The organism is Ruegeria sp. H7 (assembly GCF_056532945.1).
Genome location: NZ_JBQFNZ010000009.1, coordinates 75,738 through 90,794, shown reverse-complemented (window position 1 = coordinate 90,794; position 15,057 = coordinate 75,738). Strand labels below are relative to the sequence as shown.

Genomic DNA, 15,057 nt, shown 5'->3' with positions numbered 1-15,057 from the left:
AACTGGATCAGCCGATCTTTGCCGACTTGATTTCCAACTTGTGCCCGCCCGTTTCTTAATTCTGACGGATGCCTCTTTCCGTCACCATGGACGATAAGCGACATTTCGCTCAAGTCAGGGTGCAGATAACATGTGATTTCGGGCAAAATGATGGCGCAACTGGTGCGGGATTGCATCATTTTGGACGCAAATCCGACGTGTATCTCAATTTGATACCTAGATGTTGTGGTTTGGGAAAAATCAACCCCAAGAATGCGAACGGGGCCGCGTGCGCGACCCCGTTAGGTTGAGTGTCAACAGATTCGTCCCCAGAATCACACCCAGGGGCGCGCCTGACCTGCATGTTCTTCGAATTTGTCGATGTGGTGGTCTTTCTCCATCGTCAGGCCGATATCGTCCAAACCGTTCAGCAGGCAGTGCTTGCGGTGCGGGTCGATGTCAAACTCGATGACAACACCGTCCGAGGTGGTGATCTGCTGATCTTCCAGATGCACGGTCATGCGGGCGTTCTCGCCCTTGTGCGCGTCTTCCATCAGAATCGCGTGGTGTTCTTCTTCGACCACGATGGGCAGGATGCCGTTCTTGAAGCAGTTGTTGAAGAAGATGTCGGCAAAGCTGGTCGAGATCACGACCTTGATGCCGAAATCCTTGATCGCCCAGGGCGCGTGTTCGCGGGACGAGCCGCAGCCGAAATTGTCACCCGCGACCAGAATCTCGGTCTGGCGATAGGCGGGTTTGTTCAGAACGAAATCCTCGTTCTCGCCGCCATGGTCGTGATAGCGCATCTCGTCAAACAGCACGACGCCCAGGCCGGACCGTTTGATGGTTTTCAGGTGCACCTTCGGAATGATCATATCGGTATCGATATTGATCAAAGGCATTGGGGCGGCCACCCCGTGGACTTTTTCAAACTTTTCCATGTTCACACTCCGTGCGGGAGAGGGCCGCGCCCATGTCCCGCGGTTAAGCTTGTTTCGTTTCGTTGGGTGCGTTTTTGACAAAGAACGCCATGAAGACCAATCCGAACCCGTTGAACAGCATCTCGATGCCCAGCAGGATGCCCAGCAAGCTCAGCAGAGCTGCGGGTTCCGATGCCGCGTAAGACCAGATGATACCGGCCAGCACGATGGACAAGATGCCCGAGATCAGCGTGGGCCAGAAAAACTGCGTTCCGCGCATCTGGAACGACAGGATGACCCGCGCGATGCCGCCTGCCATGAACAGGATCAGCATCACGGTCGCCAGCGTCAGCGTGCCTTGCAGCGGGTGATCCAGAAAGGACCAGCCCAGAAACAGCATCACCGCACCCATGATGAGTGACAGGATCTTGTTACCGGTGCCTTCAACCGTGAGGCCGCCGACGATTTGTAGCCCGCCTGCAATCAGCAGCAACACGCCGGTCACCACCGTCACGGCAACAGACGCCACCACCGGCGCACCCAGCACAAAGATGCCGAACGCGATGGACAGCAGTCCAAGCAAGAGCCATTTGATCCAGTCACTCATGTCTTCAATCCCTCAAATATCTAGATATGAGGAGACCTTACATCAATTCACGGACGTCTGTCAGCCGTCCTGTGATTGCCGCTGCGGCAGCCATTGCCGGGCTCAGCAGGTGTGTGCGTCCACCACGGCCCTGACGGCCTTCGAAGTTGCGGTTCGAGGTCGCGGCACAGCGCTCGCCCGGTTGCAACTGGTCGGGGTTCATCGCCAGACACATCGAACATCCAGCCAGACGCCATTCGAACCCGGCCTCTTTGAAGATGTCCGCCAGACCCTCTTCCTCGGCCTGTGCACGGACCAGACCGGAACCGGGCACGACCATGGCGCGCATCCCGTCCTTGATCTTCTTGCCCTTCAGAATCTCAGCCGCGGCGCGCAGGTCTTCGATGCGGCCATTGGTGCAGGACCCGATAAAGACGGTGTCAATCTCGACATCGCTCAGCTTCTGCCCCGCTTCCAGACCCATGTATTCGATGGATCGACGGGCCGCGTCGACCTTGCCGCCTTCGAAATCCTCGGGATGAGGAACCGATGCGGTGATCGGCAGCACATCCTCGGGGCTGGTGCCCCAGGTGACGACCGGCGCGATATCTTCGCCGCGCAGGGTGATGACTTTGTCGAAATGCGCGCCTTCGTCGGTGAAAAGGGTTTTCCACCAGTCCATCGCGGCTTCCCATTGCGCGCCTTTTGGCGCGTGCGGCCGGCCTTTGACGTATTCAAAGGTGGTTTCGTCCGGCGCAATCAGGCCAGCGCGGGCGCCGCCTTCGATGGCCATGTTGCAGACGGTCATGCGGCCTTCCATTGACAGATCACGGATCGCTTCGCCGCAATATTCGATGACATAGCCGGTACCGCCAGCGGTGCCGGTCTCGCCGATTACGGCCAGAGTGATATCCTTGGCGGTCACGCCCGGCTGCAATTTGCCGGTGATTTCCACCTTCATGTTCTTGGATTTCTTCTGGATCAGGGTCTGCGTGGCCAGCACATGCTCGACCTCGGAGGTACCGATGCCGTGGGCCAGCGCGCCAAACGCGCCGTGGGTGGCGGTGTGGCTGTCGCCGCAGACAACGGTCATGCCGGGCAAGGTCCAGCCCTGTTCCGGGCCGACAATGTGGACGATGCCCTGACGGACGTCATTCACCGGGTAATAGTGAATGCCGAAATCCTTGGCGTTCTTGTCCAGCGCCTCGACCTGAATACGCGATTCGGGGTTTTCGATCCCGTTCACGCGGTCCGGCGTGGTCGGCACGTTGTGATCCGGCACGGCAATCGTCTTTTCCGGCGCGCGCACCTTGCGGCCCGCCATGCGCAGGCCTTCGAACGCCTGCGGGCTGGTCACTTCGTGCACCAGATGGCGGTCGATATACAGCAGGCAGGTGCCATCATCGGCTTCATGCGCGACATGGGCATCCCAGATCTTGTCATAGAGTGTTTTGGGGGACATCGGTCCTCTCCCGTATTTAGATGAGAATAGCTGGCGAGTGGCTGGACGCCGCCTATAGGCGGGCCAGAACCGTGCGGGCAGCCCCAAAGAACCGTTCACGCAGGCGCGCGCGGTCTTGCAGGTCGATATTCGGGGCCGTATGAGGTCTCATAAGCGGTCAGATATAGATACTGGCCGAGTCTATCAAGGTCCCTTGCGACCCCGCAGATGCCATCAGGGCACAATGCTGTGTGGGTTCCGGGGCCTTCATTGAAATGTCACGGGGTGCTTGTTACCTTATAAGTATCCCTGCGCCGGGGATCTGACGGCGCGCAGCAAAGGAGGACTATGTCCTGTCTCTACATACTCAGGCGGGTTTGCCTGCCGAAGATGGGGCCAGCGTGATGGCCCACTCTCAGTCAATCAGCGACAAGCTGCTTGAACGTATCCTTTCCTCACTTTCCGATGACAAGGCCGAAGACGTTGTGCAGATTAACCTGCAGGGCAAGTCTTCTGTTGCGGATCACATGGTGATTGCCTCGGGTCGGTCGACCCGGCAGGTTTCGGCCATGGCGGAAAAGCTGACGGATCGCATCAAGCAGGAATTCGGTTTCACCTCGAAGGTCGAAGGCAAGGATGCCGGCGACTGGGTGCTGATCGATACGGGCGACGTGATCGTCCATATCTTCCGCCCCGAAGTGCGCGAATTCTACCAGCTGGAAAAGATGTGGCTGCCTCAGGGCGGCAGCGCCTCGGCGAACTGAGGCGCCATCCCGGCCCGTATTAAGGGGCCGGAGGCGAGAGAGATATGCGTATCAGCATAGTTGCGGTCGGGCGATTGCGCGCCGGGCCCGAGAAGTCCCTGCTTGACGATTACCTGACCCGATTTGACCGGACCGGCCGTAGCCTGGGCCTTGGTCCTGCGCGGGTGATCGAGGTTGAGGACAAGAAAAGCGCAGGCATGGGGGCCGAGGCCGCTTTGCTGCGCAAGGCGCTGCCCAAAGGTGCGGTGATCTGCACGCTGGATGAACGCGGGCGGGTCATGTCCTCGCCCGATTTTGCGCAAAAACTGGGCGGCTGGCGGGATGCCGGACGGCAGGATCTGGCGCTGATCATCGGCGGGGCGGACGGGATCGACCCCAGCCTGCGGGCCGAGGCGGACTTTTCCATCTCATTCGGGTCGATGGTCTGGCCCCATATGCTGGTCCGTGTGATGCTGGCCGAGCAACTGTATCGGGCCGCAACCATCCTGTCGGGCGGCCCTTATCACCGGGTCTGACATGGCGCAGCTTCTGATCGTTTACCATTCGCGCACCGGCGGAGCCCGGCAGATGGCCGAAGCGGCGGCTGAGGCCGGGCGTGACGAGGCCGAGGTTGTTCTGAAATTCGCGGATCAGGCGGGGCCCGAGGATTTGCTCTCCGCCGATGGCTATATCTTCTGCGCGCCCGAGAATCTGGCGGCGATTTCGGGTCTGATGAAGGAGTTTTTCGACCGAAGCTACTATCCGGTGCTGGGCCGGATCGAGGGCCGCCCCTATGCCCAGATGATCTGCGCCGGGTCAGACGGAGAGAACGCCGCCCGTCAAACTGCCCGCATCGCCACCGGCTGGCGGTTGAAAGAGGTTCAGCCGCCGCTGATCATCTGCACCCATGCGCAGACGCCCGAGGCAATTCTGGCCGAAAAGACAATCCCCGACGAACAGCTTGAGCACTGTCGTGAGATCGGTGCTGCGATGGCCGCTGGGCTAAGCCTTGGGGTGTTCTGAGCGTCAGTTCAGATCGATGACCGTGGTGTCTTCGGCCCAGCCGCCGACATTGTCACGCGCCTGTATCTGCACCTGCGCGGTGCCTTCGGGAATGGCGACGCCGCCAAGTGACCGGGTAAAGGGCTGCTCATCCACATGCGGGTGATGCAGCACGCGCATCCCCAGCTCATTTCCGTCCATGTCCAGCACACGCCAGCCATCTGCGTAATCGTCCCAGCCGGTATCGGGGTGCCGGATGGTGACGTCAAACCGCCATGTGTCGCCGCTTTGGCGAGCCGAAACCTCTTCGATTGTCGGCGGATCGGCCAGGACCGGCGTGGCAAACAGGGCGGTAAGAATCAGATAACGCATGGGCAGACCATAATTTGTTAAGCGCAGTATTGCGATCACGTCTTGGTGTCAGGCGGCAAGGTCAAAAGAACCGAGCGAGAGTGCGAGGCGAACTCACGCCGGTACAGAACGCCAACCGTGATGGCCGTGCCAATGATCAGCGTGACGGGCCCCAGGAACCAGGCCAAAGAGGCGAGAGCGAAATAGGTGGCCCGCAGCGCGCGGTTGAAGCTGCGGGCGGCGGTCACGCAAATCTCGGCCGACTGGGCCGCGCGAGGGTAGGCCTGTGCGTCCTCGGGGTCGTTCGGAACAGCAGCCATCAGCACGGCGCAATAGCCAAACAGACGGTGCGCCCAAACATATTTCAGAAAGGCATTGGCCAGAAACAGGATCACGACCAGTATCTTGATCTCCCACACCAGCGCAGGCGCGCTGCCGATGGCCAGATCGCTGGCGACACCGGCCAGTTGTTCGGTATTGCCCAGCAGGGCCAGCCCGCCGCCAATGGCGATCATCGTGGTCGAGGCGAAGAATGTACTGCCCTGCCGCATCGCCGCCACAACCTGTGCGTCGAACATGCGCGGTTGCCGGGTGACCATCTCGCGCATCCAGTCCCGGCGGAAATCGTCCATCATCATGGAAACGGATCGCCTGTTGGGTGAGGGATGCTCGATTTTCCAGCCGATCCCCTGCCAGGCCCCGATCAGCAACAGGATGGCGACATAGTCCAGTGTCGAAAACAGAAGCGCGCGATCAATCCAAGTCATGGGCGCGACAGTAGGCACAGATCATTGAACTTGCCAGATCGATAAATTGGTAATATTATTTTACCAAATTGGAGGATCAGCAATGGACATGCCCCAGCCAAATCCCGATGTGCTTGCACGCAAGCAAAGCGTTCTGGCGCGTTTGCTGCAGGTTTTGCCCGAGGATGCGGTGATTCACGACCCGGCGGAAACACGCGCTTATGAATGTGATGCGCTGACCGCCTATCGCTGTCCGCCGATGCTGGCGGTGTTGCCATCAACCACGCAAGAGGTCTCGGACGTTTTGCGCATCTGCCATGATGAGGGCGTGCCGGTGGTCCCGCGCGGGTCCGGCACATCGCTGGCGGGCGGAGCGCTGCCCACGGCGGATTGCGTGATTCTGGGTGTGGCGCGCATGAATGAGGTGCTGGAGACGGATTACGACAACCGCTTCATCCGCGTTCAGACCGGTCGCACCAATCTGAGTGTGACCGGCGCGGTCGAGGAGGAGGATTTCTTCTATGCGCCCGATCCGTCCTCGCAACTGGCTTGCGCGATTGCGGGGAACATCGCGATGAACTCGGGCGGGGCGCATTGTCTGAAATACGGTGTGACCACCAATAACCTGTTAGGCGTCAAGATGGTGATGATGGATGGCAGCGTTGTCGAGATCGGCGGCGCGCATCTGGATTCCGGTGGGCTGGACCTGTTGGGTGTGATCTGCGGCTCTGAAGGGCAGTTGGGCGTCGTGACCGAGGCAACGCTGCGCATTCTGCGCAAGCCCGAAGGCGCGCGGCCTGTGCTGATGGGGTTCGATGACAATGAGGTGGCCGGGCAATGCGTTTCGGACATTATCAAGTCGGGCATCCTGCCGGTGGCGATCGAGTTCATGGATACGCTGTGCATCAAGGCCTGCGAGAACTTCGCCCATGCGGGTTATCCCGATTGCACGGCTTTGCTGATAGTCGAAGTCGAGGGGTCCGAGGCCGAGATCGACTATCAGCTTTCGAAGATCATCGAGATTGCCAAGCGTCACAACCCGGTCGAATTGCGCGAGAGCCAGTCGGCGGAAGAAAGCGCCAAGATTTGGCTGGGGCGGAAGTCGGCCTTTGGGGCGATGGGGCAGATGAATGACTATATGTGCCTGGACGGGACGATCCCCGTGTCGTCCTTACCCGAGGTGTTGCGCCGGATCGGTGAGTTGAGCGAGGAATATGGCCTGCCCGTAGGCAATGTCTTCCATGCGGGCGATGGCAACATGCACCCCTTGATCCTGTTCGATGCCAACAAGCCCGGTGATCTTGAGAAATGCGAGGCGTTTGGCGCGGATATCCTGAAGCTGTGCGTCGATGTCGGCGGGTGCCTGACCGGAGAGCATGGGGTGGGAATCGAAAAGCGGGATCTGATGTCGCATCAATACATGCCCGCCGATCTTGAGGCGCAGATGGCGGTAAAGGATGTGTTCGACCCACGGTGGCTGCTGAATCCGGCCAAGGTGTTTCCATTGGATGCGTCGCAAGGGCGGCGGATGGCGGCGGAATGAGGGGCCAGCCCCTCTTGGCCCTGCGGGCCAATTCACCCCGCCGTATTTTTGAACAAGAAGAAGTATCATGAGACCTGAGACAGAGATGGAACTGGCCGAGATCGTGGCCGGGCTGAACGGGCCGGTGCGTATTGAGGGCGGCGGCACGCGCGGCGTGCAGGGACCCGAGCCGGTTTTGAGCACGGCCGCTCTGAGCGGAATAACGCTTTATGAGCCGGGTGCGCTGACCTTGGTGGCGCGGGCGGGGACCCCGGTGGCTGAGATCGAGGCTGCATTGGCAGCGGAAGGGCAGCAACTGGCGTTTGAGCCTGCGGATTATCGGGTACTGCTTAGACATTCGGGAGAGCCGACGATTGGTGGGGTCGTGGCCGCCAATATCTCGGGCCCGCGCCGGGTGCAGGCCGGGGCGTGCCGGGATTTTCTGCTTGGGGTGCGCTTTGTCGATGGGCGCGGCCAGGTGGTCAAGAATGGCGGGCGGGTGATGAAGAACGTCACCGGTTATGATCTGGTCAAGCTGATGGCCGGGTCCTGGGGCACTTTGGGCGTGTTGACCGAGGTATCGTTGAAGGTGCTGCCCATGCCCAAGGCGACGGCGACTTTGGGCGTTTCGGCCCCCCATGTCGCGAGTGCGATTGAGGTTCTGTCTGCGGCGTTGAAATCCCCCTTCGAGGTCAGCGGCGCCGCGTATGATCCAGCGATGGGGCAGGCTCTGCTACGGGTTGAGGGGTTTGAGGATTCGGTTGCCTATCGCGCGGAGCGGTTGCAGACGGTTTTATCCGGGTTTGGCGAGGTTTCGCGCATGGAAAACCCTGAAGATATTTGGTGCGCGATCCGGGATGCCCGCGCGTTTGCGGGCAAGGATGGCGATGTCTGGCGTATCTCGGTCAAGCCGAGCGACGCACCTGAGATTTCTGCGCGGCTTGAGGCCAGCGGGCTGTTGCTGGATTGGGGTGGCGGATTGATCTGGGCGCTGGTGGATGACGGGTCGGACGTTCGGGCGCGATTGGGGGATTTTTCAGGCCATGCAACGCTGGTGCGGGCGGCCCCGGAGACGGTGAATGCTCTGGGCCGGTTTCAGCCTGAACCCGCACAGGTTGCAGCCTTGACCCGTGGGTTGCGGCAGCGGTTCGACCCGCATGGCCGTTTCAATCCGGGCCTGATGGGGTAGACAGATGCAGACGACATTTACCGAAAAGCAACTGCAGGACCCGGCGATCCAGCGTTCGAACGACATCCTGCGCAGTTGCGTGCATTGCGGGTTCTGCACGGCCACGTGTCCGACCTATCAGGTGCTGGGCGATGAGCTCGACAGCCCCCGGGGTCGCATCTACCTGATCAAGGACATGCTTGAGAATGACCGTGTGCCGGATGAGAAAACGGTCAAGCATATCGATCGTTGTCTGTCTTGCCTCGCTTGTATGACCACCTGCCCATCCGGAGTGCACTATATGCACTTGGTCGATCACGCGCGGGAATATATCGAGAACAATTACAAGCGCCCTCTGTCGGATCGGGTGTTGCGCTGGGTGCTGGCGCAAATTCTGCCCTATCCGATACGGTTTCGCTGGGCCCTGATCGGGGCCAAGCTGGGCCGTCCGTTTCGGTTCCTGATGCCGGATGCGCGGTTGCGGGCGATGCTGGACATGGCACCGAAACACATCCCTCCGGTCAGTCGCAATGACGATCCGCAGAGCTTTGCGCCCATCGGCCCGCGCAGAAAACGCGTTGCGCTGATGACGGGCTGCGCACAGAAGGCTCTGAACACCGATATCAACGACGCCACGATCCGGTTGCTGACCCGTTTGGGCTGTGAGGTTGTGGTGGCCGAAGGGGCCGGGTGTTGCGGGGCGCTGACCCATCACATGGGCAAAAGTCGTGACAGTCACGTTGCGGCGGCGGCCAACATACGGGCCTGGGCCCGCGAAATGGATCGAGACGGGCTGGATGCCATCGTCATCAACACCTCGGGCTGCGGCACAACGGTCAAGGATTACGGGCATATGTTCCGCAATGATATCCTGGCCGATGATGCTGCGCGTGTCTCGGGTATTGCGATGGATATCAGCGAGGTACTGATGCAGTTGGACCTGCCTGAACAAAGGGATCAGGGCCTGACCGTTGCCTATCACGCGGCCTGTTCGCTTCAGCATGGGCAGAAGATCAAGACCTACCCGAAAGACCTGCTGAAGCGGGCCGGGTTCAAGGTGGTGGAACCCGCAGACAGCCATTTGTGCTGCGGCAGTGCCGGTACCTATAACCTGATGCAGCCCGAAATCTCGGGCCAGTTGAAGCAGCGCAAGGTCAAAACGCTTGAGGCGAAACGGCCCGATATTATCGCTGCGGGGAATATCGGCTGCATGATGCAGATCGGCTCGGCCACCGAGGTTCCGATTGTGCATACGGTCGAGCTGTTGGACTGGGCAACCGGCGGGCCGAAGCCCCGGGCACTGACCACCAGCCGGGCAAATCAAGACGTGCCAATCCTGCGCTGAAACCGCGTGATGCCCGGTGGCATCATATCGGTCACAAAACCCAATCCGCCCTATTTTCGCCGCACGCGCCCCATAAGACAGTGGGCCGGAGGAAACGGGCGGAGTACCGCGTGCGCAAATGGATCAAAGCGATGGCGCTGTGCGTGTTGCCTTTCACGGCAGCGGCACAGGACACCGGGCTAAAAAGCCTGGAAACCTCTGATTCCGGTCGGGATTGGATGGCTGTCGGTCGGTTGAACATCAAGGGCGTGGGGTTTTGCACAGGAACGCTGGTTGCGCCGAATCTGGTCCTGACCGCCGCGCATTGTCTTTTCAACAAAGGCACCGGCCAGATCATCGATCTGGCGGATATCGAGTTTCTAGCAGGCTGGCGTCTGGGGCGGGCCTTGGCCTATCGCGATGCACGGCAGGCGGTGATTCATCCGGGCTATAGCTTTGGTGCCGACGCGTCGCCTGACCGTGTCAGCACGGATATTGCCTTGATCGAGCTTTGGCAGCCAATTCGAAACACCTCCGTGACCCCGTTTGACACCGGCGCGCAGCCGAAACGCGGCGAAGAGGTCGGCGTGGTGTCCTACGCGGCGGATCGGGCCGAGGCCCCGTCACTGCAAGAGGTCTGTTCGGTCATGAACCGGCAGGCGGGTATTCTGGTCATGTCCTGCGATGTGGATTTCGGGGCTTCCGGCGCGCCGGTCTTTTCCTTCTCGGGGCCCGAGCCGCGCATCGTCTCGGTCGTGGCCGCCAAGGCCAGCATGGACGGGCAAAGCGTGGCCATTGGCACCGCAGTCGAACACGCGCTTGAGCTGTTGCAGGCCGAGCTTGCGGCAGGGCGCGGGTTCACATCCTCGGCGTCAGGAAACGGTGGGGGCAAAAACGTAGGGGCGAGGTTCGTCAAGCCATGATCAGGGTCATTCTTTGTTTTCTTCTCGGTCTATCCGTCATTGCAACCACCGCGCAGGCCCAGACCAACAAGCGCAAACTGACAGATCGAGAGGATCTGTACGGGTGGGAAGCGATCGGCCGGCTGGATGTCGGCACGCGTTCCTTCTGTACCGGAACGCTGATTGCGCAGGATCTGGTTTTGACTGCCGCACATTGCGCTTTGGACAAGCGAACCGGCAAACCCTATGTGCCGGGCGAGGTTACGTTTCGCGCGGGCCTAAGCAACGGCACCGCATTGGCTGAACGCAAGGTGGTGCAGATCGCCGCCCATCCCGGTTATGTCGCAAACGCGCCCCTGTCCGTTCAAAGTATTCAGGACGATGTCGCCCTGATGCGGCTGGAAGAACCGATCCCCTATGACATCGCTGACCCATTTGCCCTGCATAACGGGCGGGTGGCGAATGGTGAGATCAGCATCGCCTCATACGGGCGCGGACGGGCCGAGGCGATTACGCGCGAACGCTCGTGCCGTATTCTGCAACGGCGGCAGGGGCTGATCACCTTTGATTGCGACATCACCTTCGGCTCGTCCGGGTCAGCCATTCTGGCCAAGAACGGCTCGCGCTGGCAGATTTTGTCCGTGGTTTCGGCCGTCAGTGTGCAGGGTGGCCGAAAGACCGGATTTGGGATGGAGCTTGAGGGCGTGGTCTCGGACCTCAAAGCAATCATGCGCCGCGACGCGCCCCAGCCCAAAGCGTCGATCCGCCGGTTGCAGGTCGGAACGGGCAAGTCCAGTTCCGGCGCGAAATTCATCAGCTCGGGCGGGGGTTGAACTTGGTCAAAATGCTACCCATGTGAACTGTACCGGGTCGCCACAAACGGGGCCTGGCAGTTGAAATCGCCCGTCCGTTCGGAGGGCATATATCGTAAATCGCTCAAGGATGAGGATACGACACATGCGTACTTTTGATTTTGCACCGCTGCACCGCGCCACCATTGGCTTTGACCAGATCGCCGACATGATGGATCGCGTTCTGGCCAACGACGTGGCTCAGCCCAGCTATCCCCCATACAATATCGAGAAAACCGACGCCGACACCTACCGGATTTCGGTCGCTGTCGCCGGTTTTTCCGAAGCAGACCTGTCCGTCGAAGTGAAGGAAAACTCGCTTGTCGTGGCCGGTAAGAAAGCCGCCGAGGATCAGGAGCGCAGCTACCTGCACCGTGGCATCGCCACCCGCGCATTCGAGCGTCGTTTCGCGCTGGCCGACCACGTCCGCGTCACCGGCGCGAGCCACGAAAACGGCATGCTGAACATCGACCTGAAGCGCGAAGTGCCCGAAGCCCTGAAACCGCGCCGGATCGAGATTTCTTCGGCCAAATCCATCGAGAAGGACGTGGTTGACGCCAAGGCGGTCAACTAACGCCTGAAAGTCCCGCGACAGTCGCCTCCTCCCAGACTGTCGCAACCCACGCCCCGCGTTCCTCCAGACGCGGGGCGTTGTTTTTGTGTCTGGAGGTTCGCTATGCGGACAAACCTGCCGTTCGCAAAGGCTGTTAGATGTCTGTTTTGACATCAATCCATACATCTCATAGTTGATACGAACTTGACTTTGGCGCGTTTACATCGCCCAATTTTATGATGTTCAAGTACCTGTTTCTCCCTGCCGATATTCCAATTTCGGTTCCGAAAGAAATGACGAGCTTCAAGTGCCTCATACTTATTGAGCGCGAGGTGGATGCTGACTACAGGCACGAAGTCAGCGGGGCTCTCGTGAAAGCTGGGTGTCTCTTTGCTTTGGCGTGGGGTCTAGACTGCACCTTGTGGGACGATAGCGTGGATTGGGCTTTTCTTGAACTCTATGACTACGGCGAATACCCCGAAGAAAAGTTCGTAATGACTTCGTGGCATGACGAAGAAACGCTTGAAGAAGCCGTGGAGTTCGCGAAGCATTGCACCAAGTATTCTGACGTAAAACTAGACGACATTCTGGTTCTCGATTTTGGGCCCCAGGAGCGCGGGGACTTTATCGAGAAGCTTTACCTGAACATGTGATGGCCGCCATTCGTCTGTCACGCAGCATCCGGTAGTTTGGGCTCAAAGCTGACGTCAAAAAACAAGATGACCCCGCACAAATTCGCGCGGGGTCATCCAACGTGTTGCAAGTGGGTTCAATTCCCAGCCGTTACCGACCCGATCGACCAGAACATCGTCTCGCCCGAGGCATCGTCGACGCCGTCATTGTCGGTCATAACAAATGCCTCGCCCGAGGGCAGGATGGCCAGACCTTCGATCTTGTCCAGAACGTAACCGCCGGTCGAGGTCAGGTCGGGCAGCAGGTCGCGGACCTCTTCCTTGCTGACCACAGGCAGTGGGCCGCCCAGCGGGGCCGGGGTCATTTCGGACAGCGGGATGCGGTAGATCTTTTTGGTCACGGCGCGGTGGTCGTGCTGGTTGTCGCGTTCGATGACATAGACATGGTCACCGAAGGCCACGATTTCCGACAGGCCAACCCAGCCTGTTTCCGGATCCGCCTTGGGATAATGCACCGCTCCCCATTCCTGGGTCTCCAGATTGTAGGCGACCAGTTTCACGTGGTTTTCCGGGTCGTCCTGCCATTCGCGCTGAACCGCCATCCACAGGGTGTCGCCAGTCTTGGTGATGCCCTCAAAACCAAAGCGCTTTTCGACGGCCATCAATTCCGGCGGCAGACCGATCTCGCCCTTGCGGTCCTTAATCAAACCATCTGCCGAGACGTGATAGATCGCGTGCGGGATCACCCGGTCAGTGCGACCTTCCGAGGCGACGTAGAAACCGCCCTTGCCGTCCAGCGTGATGCCTTCCAGGTCCAGCTTCTGCGCCGGGTTGCCGTCTTGACGGTGAATGCGGATCACGTCCACGATACGGGCAGGTTGCTGGCTGGGGTCGATCTTGAAGATCGACGGCTGGAAACCGTAGAAGCTGTCATTGACCGCATAGATCATGCCGTCCTCATCCGCGACCAGGCCGGACAGCGCGCCCCATCCGATCAGTTCATCCGCGCCTTCCGAAGTGAGGTGCGGATAGCTGGCGGGGGCGTCCTGATACTCGAAGATCGAGACATGCGCGCGCGGGCCGCCATCTTCGATCAAGTCCTTTTCGTTGGCCGAGATCAGCAGGTTACGCTCGGGGATCGCCACATAGCCTTCCGGGCCAACACCCGAGGGCAGCAGTTGTTTCAACACCGGATTGGCCGGGTCGGTGGCGTCATAGACACCTACGACCGAGGCACGCTCGGCCCCGACAAAGATCATCGGCGTGCCGCCAAAGGTTGCTGCGGTTACGCTTTCAGGCTCAACGCCCTTGGCGTCTGAACGCTTATCCGGGTAGTGGCCGATCTGGATGATGGCCTTCTCGAACTCGGTGCCGTTTTCATAAACGACGGTGCCGTCCTTGTGGAAGATCGTCCAGCCGCGCGAGCCGCCCTGATAGTCGCCTTCGTTGGCGGTGGCGAAGTGGCTGTCGTCGATCCATTTCACTGCATCGGGTTCGCGCAGGCGACCCGGTTGGCTTTCGGTGAAAATCAGCGCGCCGCGTTCGTCGGTGGCGTCGATGCCTTCCAGATCCACGCTGCCTGCCGAGAAATGACTGACCACATTGCCGTCCTTGTCGACAACCGCGATGTGGTTGTTTTCCTGCAAGGTAACGACGGTTTCGCCAAGGGCGTTGATGTCAACAAACTCCGGTTCGGGGTCGGTGGGCGCAACTTCGGCCAAACCGGTCAGCGAGGCCATTTTCATGCCCGTGCACTCCAGTGCGCCGTCTTTCAGTGGCACCAGTGCCAGCGATCCGGCGGGCAGTTGCGGGATGATGCCGTCGTTCAGGTCTTCGTCCCGCTCATTCTCGATCGCCACGGCGACAAAGCTGCCATCGGGTGCGATCGCCACGCTGTCGGGCTGACCGCCCAGATCACAAGCACCGGTTTCGGCCTTACCCGCGATATCGACCGAGATCAGCTTGCCCGACGGCGCGGTGTAGCTTTCCGACGTGTTCACGCCCACAAAAGCCGTGTCGCCAATGATCCCAACCGAGGTCGGTTCACCCCCCACTTCCATCGCACCCAACGGCGCATGGTTCGCGGGGTCGCTGATGTCGATCATGCCGATCACGCCCAACGGGCTGTCGGTATAGACCAGCGTCATGCCATCCGCAGTGGCCGCGATGATCTCGGGCGAGGTTTCGCGAGTGGTATCGGCCCCTTCGGCCATGTTCTTGACGACGGGGAAAGACGCAATTCGGTTGAAATTCATCTCTGCCATGGCCTGACCGGCAGTCAGGGCAAGGGCAGATGTCAGGCAGACACAGCGCAATGACATCGGTTGGGATCCTCTC

At 60.1% G+C, this 15,057-nt stretch carries 17 protein-coding genes; 10 read left to right on the top strand and 7 right to left on the bottom strand.

Annotated elements, in window-relative coordinates:
* Window positions 1-314 precede the first annotated feature (314 nt).
* The 4 genes from leuD to ACR0AC_RS17995 are packed head-to-tail and all read right to left on the bottom strand — an operon-like array spanning window position 315 to window position 3,098.
* Window positions 315-920, bottom strand: a complete 606-nt coding sequence (leuD, locus tag ACR0AC_RS18010; RefSeq protein ID WP_170455894.1) for a 3-isopropylmalate dehydratase small subunit — start codon at window positions 918-920, stop codon at window positions 315-317.
* Between the two features lie 43 nt (window positions 921-963).
* Window positions 964-1,506 carry a DUF308 domain-containing protein gene (locus tag ACR0AC_RS18005; protein ID WP_170455892.1) on the bottom strand — a complete coding sequence of 181 codons (543 nt, stop codon included), beginning with the start codon at window positions 1,504-1,506 and terminating at the stop codon, window positions 964-966.
* A 37-nt stretch (window positions 1,507-1,543) separates the two neighbouring features.
* Window positions 1,544-2,947: a 3-isopropylmalate dehydratase large subunit gene (gene leuC / locus ACR0AC_RS18000; RefSeq protein WP_170455890.1), complete on the bottom strand. Its 1,404-nt coding sequence runs from the start codon at window positions 2,945-2,947 to the stop codon at window positions 1,544-1,546.
* Between the two features lie 52 nt (window positions 2,948-2,999).
* The gene (locus ACR0AC_RS17995) at window positions 3,000-3,098 is read right to left on the bottom strand and encodes an isopropylmalate isomerase (RefSeq protein ID WP_170455888.1); all 99 of its coding nucleotides are present in this window, start codon (window positions 3,096-3,098) and stop codon (window positions 3,000-3,002) included.
* Between the two features lie 232 nt (window positions 3,099-3,330).
* Here ACR0AC_RS17995 and rsfS point away from each other — a divergent pair, with 232 nt between their 5' ends.
* Genes rsfS through ACR0AC_RS17980 form a run of 3 tightly spaced genes read left to right on the top strand, consistent with a single transcriptional unit; the run spans window position 3,331 to window position 4,692 of the window.
* Window positions 3,331-3,690 carry a ribosome silencing factor gene (gene rsfS / locus ACR0AC_RS17990; RefSeq protein ID WP_058276550.1) on the top strand — a complete coding sequence of 120 codons (360 nt, stop codon included), beginning with the start codon at window positions 3,331-3,333 and terminating at the stop codon, window positions 3,688-3,690.
* Window positions 3,691-3,734: 44 nt separating this feature from the next.
* Window positions 3,735-4,205 carry a 23S rRNA (pseudouridine(1915)-N(3))-methyltransferase RlmH gene (gene rlmH / locus ACR0AC_RS17985; protein WP_480627168.1) on the top strand — a complete coding sequence of 157 codons (471 nt, stop codon included), beginning with the start codon at window positions 3,735-3,737 and terminating at the stop codon, window positions 4,203-4,205.
* A gap of 1 nt (window position 4,206) precedes the next feature.
* Window positions 4,207-4,692, top strand: a complete 486-nt coding sequence (locus ACR0AC_RS17980) for a flavodoxin family protein (RefSeq protein WP_480627169.1) — start codon at window positions 4,207-4,209, stop codon at window positions 4,690-4,692.
* A gap of 3 nt (window positions 4,693-4,695) precedes the next feature.
* Here ACR0AC_RS17980 and ACR0AC_RS17975 read toward each other — a convergent pair whose 3' ends face one another.
* A complete protein-coding gene (locus ACR0AC_RS17975) occupies window positions 4,696-5,043 on the bottom strand; it encodes a hypothetical protein (RefSeq protein ID WP_170455882.1) in 348 nt (115 codons plus the stop codon).
* A 35-nt stretch (window positions 5,044-5,078) separates the two neighbouring features.
* The gene (locus tag ACR0AC_RS17970) at window positions 5,079-5,789 is read right to left on the bottom strand and encodes a DUF599 domain-containing protein (protein WP_480875244.1); all 711 of its coding nucleotides are present in this window, start codon (window positions 5,787-5,789) and stop codon (window positions 5,079-5,081) included.
* 82 nt (window positions 5,790-5,871) lie between these two features.
* On the opposite strand from ACR0AC_RS17970, the gene ACR0AC_RS17965 reads away from it, so the two are divergent.
* From ACR0AC_RS17965 to ACR0AC_RS17935, 7 genes are all read left to right on the top strand, one after another.
* Window positions 5,872-7,311, top strand: coding sequence for an FAD-linked oxidase C-terminal domain-containing protein (locus ACR0AC_RS17965; protein ID WP_480875242.1), 1,440 nt, complete (start codon window positions 5,872-5,874; stop codon window positions 7,309-7,311).
* 67 nt (window positions 7,312-7,378) lie between these two features.
* Entirely contained in the window at window positions 7,379-8,479 is a 1,101-nt protein-coding gene (glcE, locus tag ACR0AC_RS17960) for a glycolate oxidase subunit GlcE (protein WP_170455876.1), read from the top strand.
* A gap of 4 nt (window positions 8,480-8,483) precedes the next feature.
* On the top strand, window positions 8,484-9,803 hold the full coding sequence (glcF, locus tag ACR0AC_RS17955) for a glycolate oxidase subunit GlcF (RefSeq protein WP_480875239.1): 1,320 nt from the start codon (window positions 8,484-8,486) through the stop codon (window positions 9,801-9,803).
* A gap of 110 nt (window positions 9,804-9,913) precedes the next feature.
* Window positions 9,914-10,705: a trypsin-like serine peptidase gene (locus tag ACR0AC_RS17950; RefSeq protein WP_480585895.1), complete on the top strand. Its 792-nt coding sequence runs from the start codon at window positions 9,914-9,916 to the stop codon at window positions 10,703-10,705.
* On the top strand, window positions 10,702-11,517 hold the full coding sequence (locus ACR0AC_RS17945; RefSeq protein WP_170455872.1) for a trypsin-like serine protease: 816 nt from the start codon (window positions 10,702-10,704) through the stop codon (window positions 11,515-11,517). The genes ACR0AC_RS17950 and ACR0AC_RS17945 overlap by 4 nt, the downstream gene beginning before the upstream one ends.
* A 124-nt stretch (window positions 11,518-11,641) precedes the next feature.
* Complete coding sequence (locus ACR0AC_RS17940; RefSeq protein WP_480875235.1) at window positions 11,642-12,109, top strand: Hsp20 family protein; 468 nt, start codon at window positions 11,642-11,644, stop codon at window positions 12,107-12,109.
* Between the two features lie 218 nt (window positions 12,110-12,327).
* Window positions 12,328-12,741, top strand: coding sequence for a DUF7684 family protein (locus ACR0AC_RS17935; protein WP_170455868.1), 414 nt, complete (start codon window positions 12,328-12,330; stop codon window positions 12,739-12,741).
* 116 nt (window positions 12,742-12,857) lie between these two features.
* On the opposite strand, the gene ACR0AC_RS17930 is transcribed toward ACR0AC_RS17935, so the two are convergent.
* On the bottom strand, window positions 12,858-15,041 hold the full coding sequence (locus tag ACR0AC_RS17930; RefSeq protein ID WP_480875233.1) for an esterase-like activity of phytase family protein: 2,184 nt from the start codon (window positions 15,039-15,041) through the stop codon (window positions 12,858-12,860).
* Between the last annotated feature and the right edge of the window lie 16 nt (window positions 15,042-15,057).

Bases quoted from the DNA above. Each gene is read 5' to 3' on its own strand.
- leuD (WP_170455894.1), bottom strand. From the start codon at position 920: ATGGAAAAGTTTGAAAAAGTCCACGGGGTGGCCGCCCCAATGCCTTTG.
- ACR0AC_RS18005 (WP_170455892.1), bottom strand. From the start codon at position 1,506: ATGAGTGACTGGATCAAATGGCTCTTGCTTGGACTGCTGTCCATCGCG.
- leuC (WP_170455890.1), bottom strand. From the start codon at position 2,947: ATGTCCCCCAAAACACTCTATGACAAGATCTGGGATGCCCATGTCGCG.
- ACR0AC_RS17995 (WP_170455888.1), bottom strand. From the start codon at position 3,098: ATGAGACCTCATACGGCCCCGAATATCGACCTGCAAGACCGCGCGCGC.
- rsfS (WP_058276550.1), top strand. From the start codon at position 3,331: ATGGCCCACTCTCAGTCAATCAGCGACAAGCTGCTTGAACGTATCCTT.
- rlmH (WP_480627168.1), top strand. From the start codon at position 3,735: ATGCGTATCAGCATAGTTGCGGTCGGGCGATTGCGCGCCGGGCCCGAG.
- ACR0AC_RS17980 (WP_480627169.1), top strand. From the start codon at position 4,207: ATGGCGCAGCTTCTGATCGTTTACCATTCGCGCACCGGCGGAGCCCGG.
- ACR0AC_RS17975 (WP_170455882.1), bottom strand. From the start codon at position 5,043: ATGCGTTATCTGATTCTTACCGCCCTGTTTGCCACGCCGGTCCTGGCC.
- ACR0AC_RS17970 (WP_480875244.1), bottom strand. From the start codon at position 5,789: ATGACTTGGATTGATCGCGCGCTTCTGTTTTCGACACTGGACTATGTC.
- ACR0AC_RS17965 (WP_480875242.1), top strand. From the start codon at position 5,872: ATGGACATGCCCCAGCCAAATCCCGATGTGCTTGCACGCAAGCAAAGC.
- glcE (WP_170455876.1), top strand. From the start codon at position 7,379: ATGAGACCTGAGACAGAGATGGAACTGGCCGAGATCGTGGCCGGGCTG.
- glcF (WP_480875239.1), top strand. From the start codon at position 8,484: ATGCAGACGACATTTACCGAAAAGCAACTGCAGGACCCGGCGATCCAG.
- ACR0AC_RS17945 (WP_170455872.1), top strand. From the start codon at position 10,702: ATGATCAGGGTCATTCTTTGTTTTCTTCTCGGTCTATCCGTCATTGCA.
- ACR0AC_RS17940 (WP_480875235.1), top strand. From the start codon at position 11,642: ATGCGTACTTTTGATTTTGCACCGCTGCACCGCGCCACCATTGGCTTT.
- ACR0AC_RS17935 (WP_170455868.1), top strand. From the start codon at position 12,328: ATGTTCAAGTACCTGTTTCTCCCTGCCGATATTCCAATTTCGGTTCCG.
- ACR0AC_RS17930 (WP_480875233.1), bottom strand. From the start codon at position 15,041: ATGTCATTGCGCTGTGTCTGCCTGACATCTGCCCTTGCCCTGACTGCC.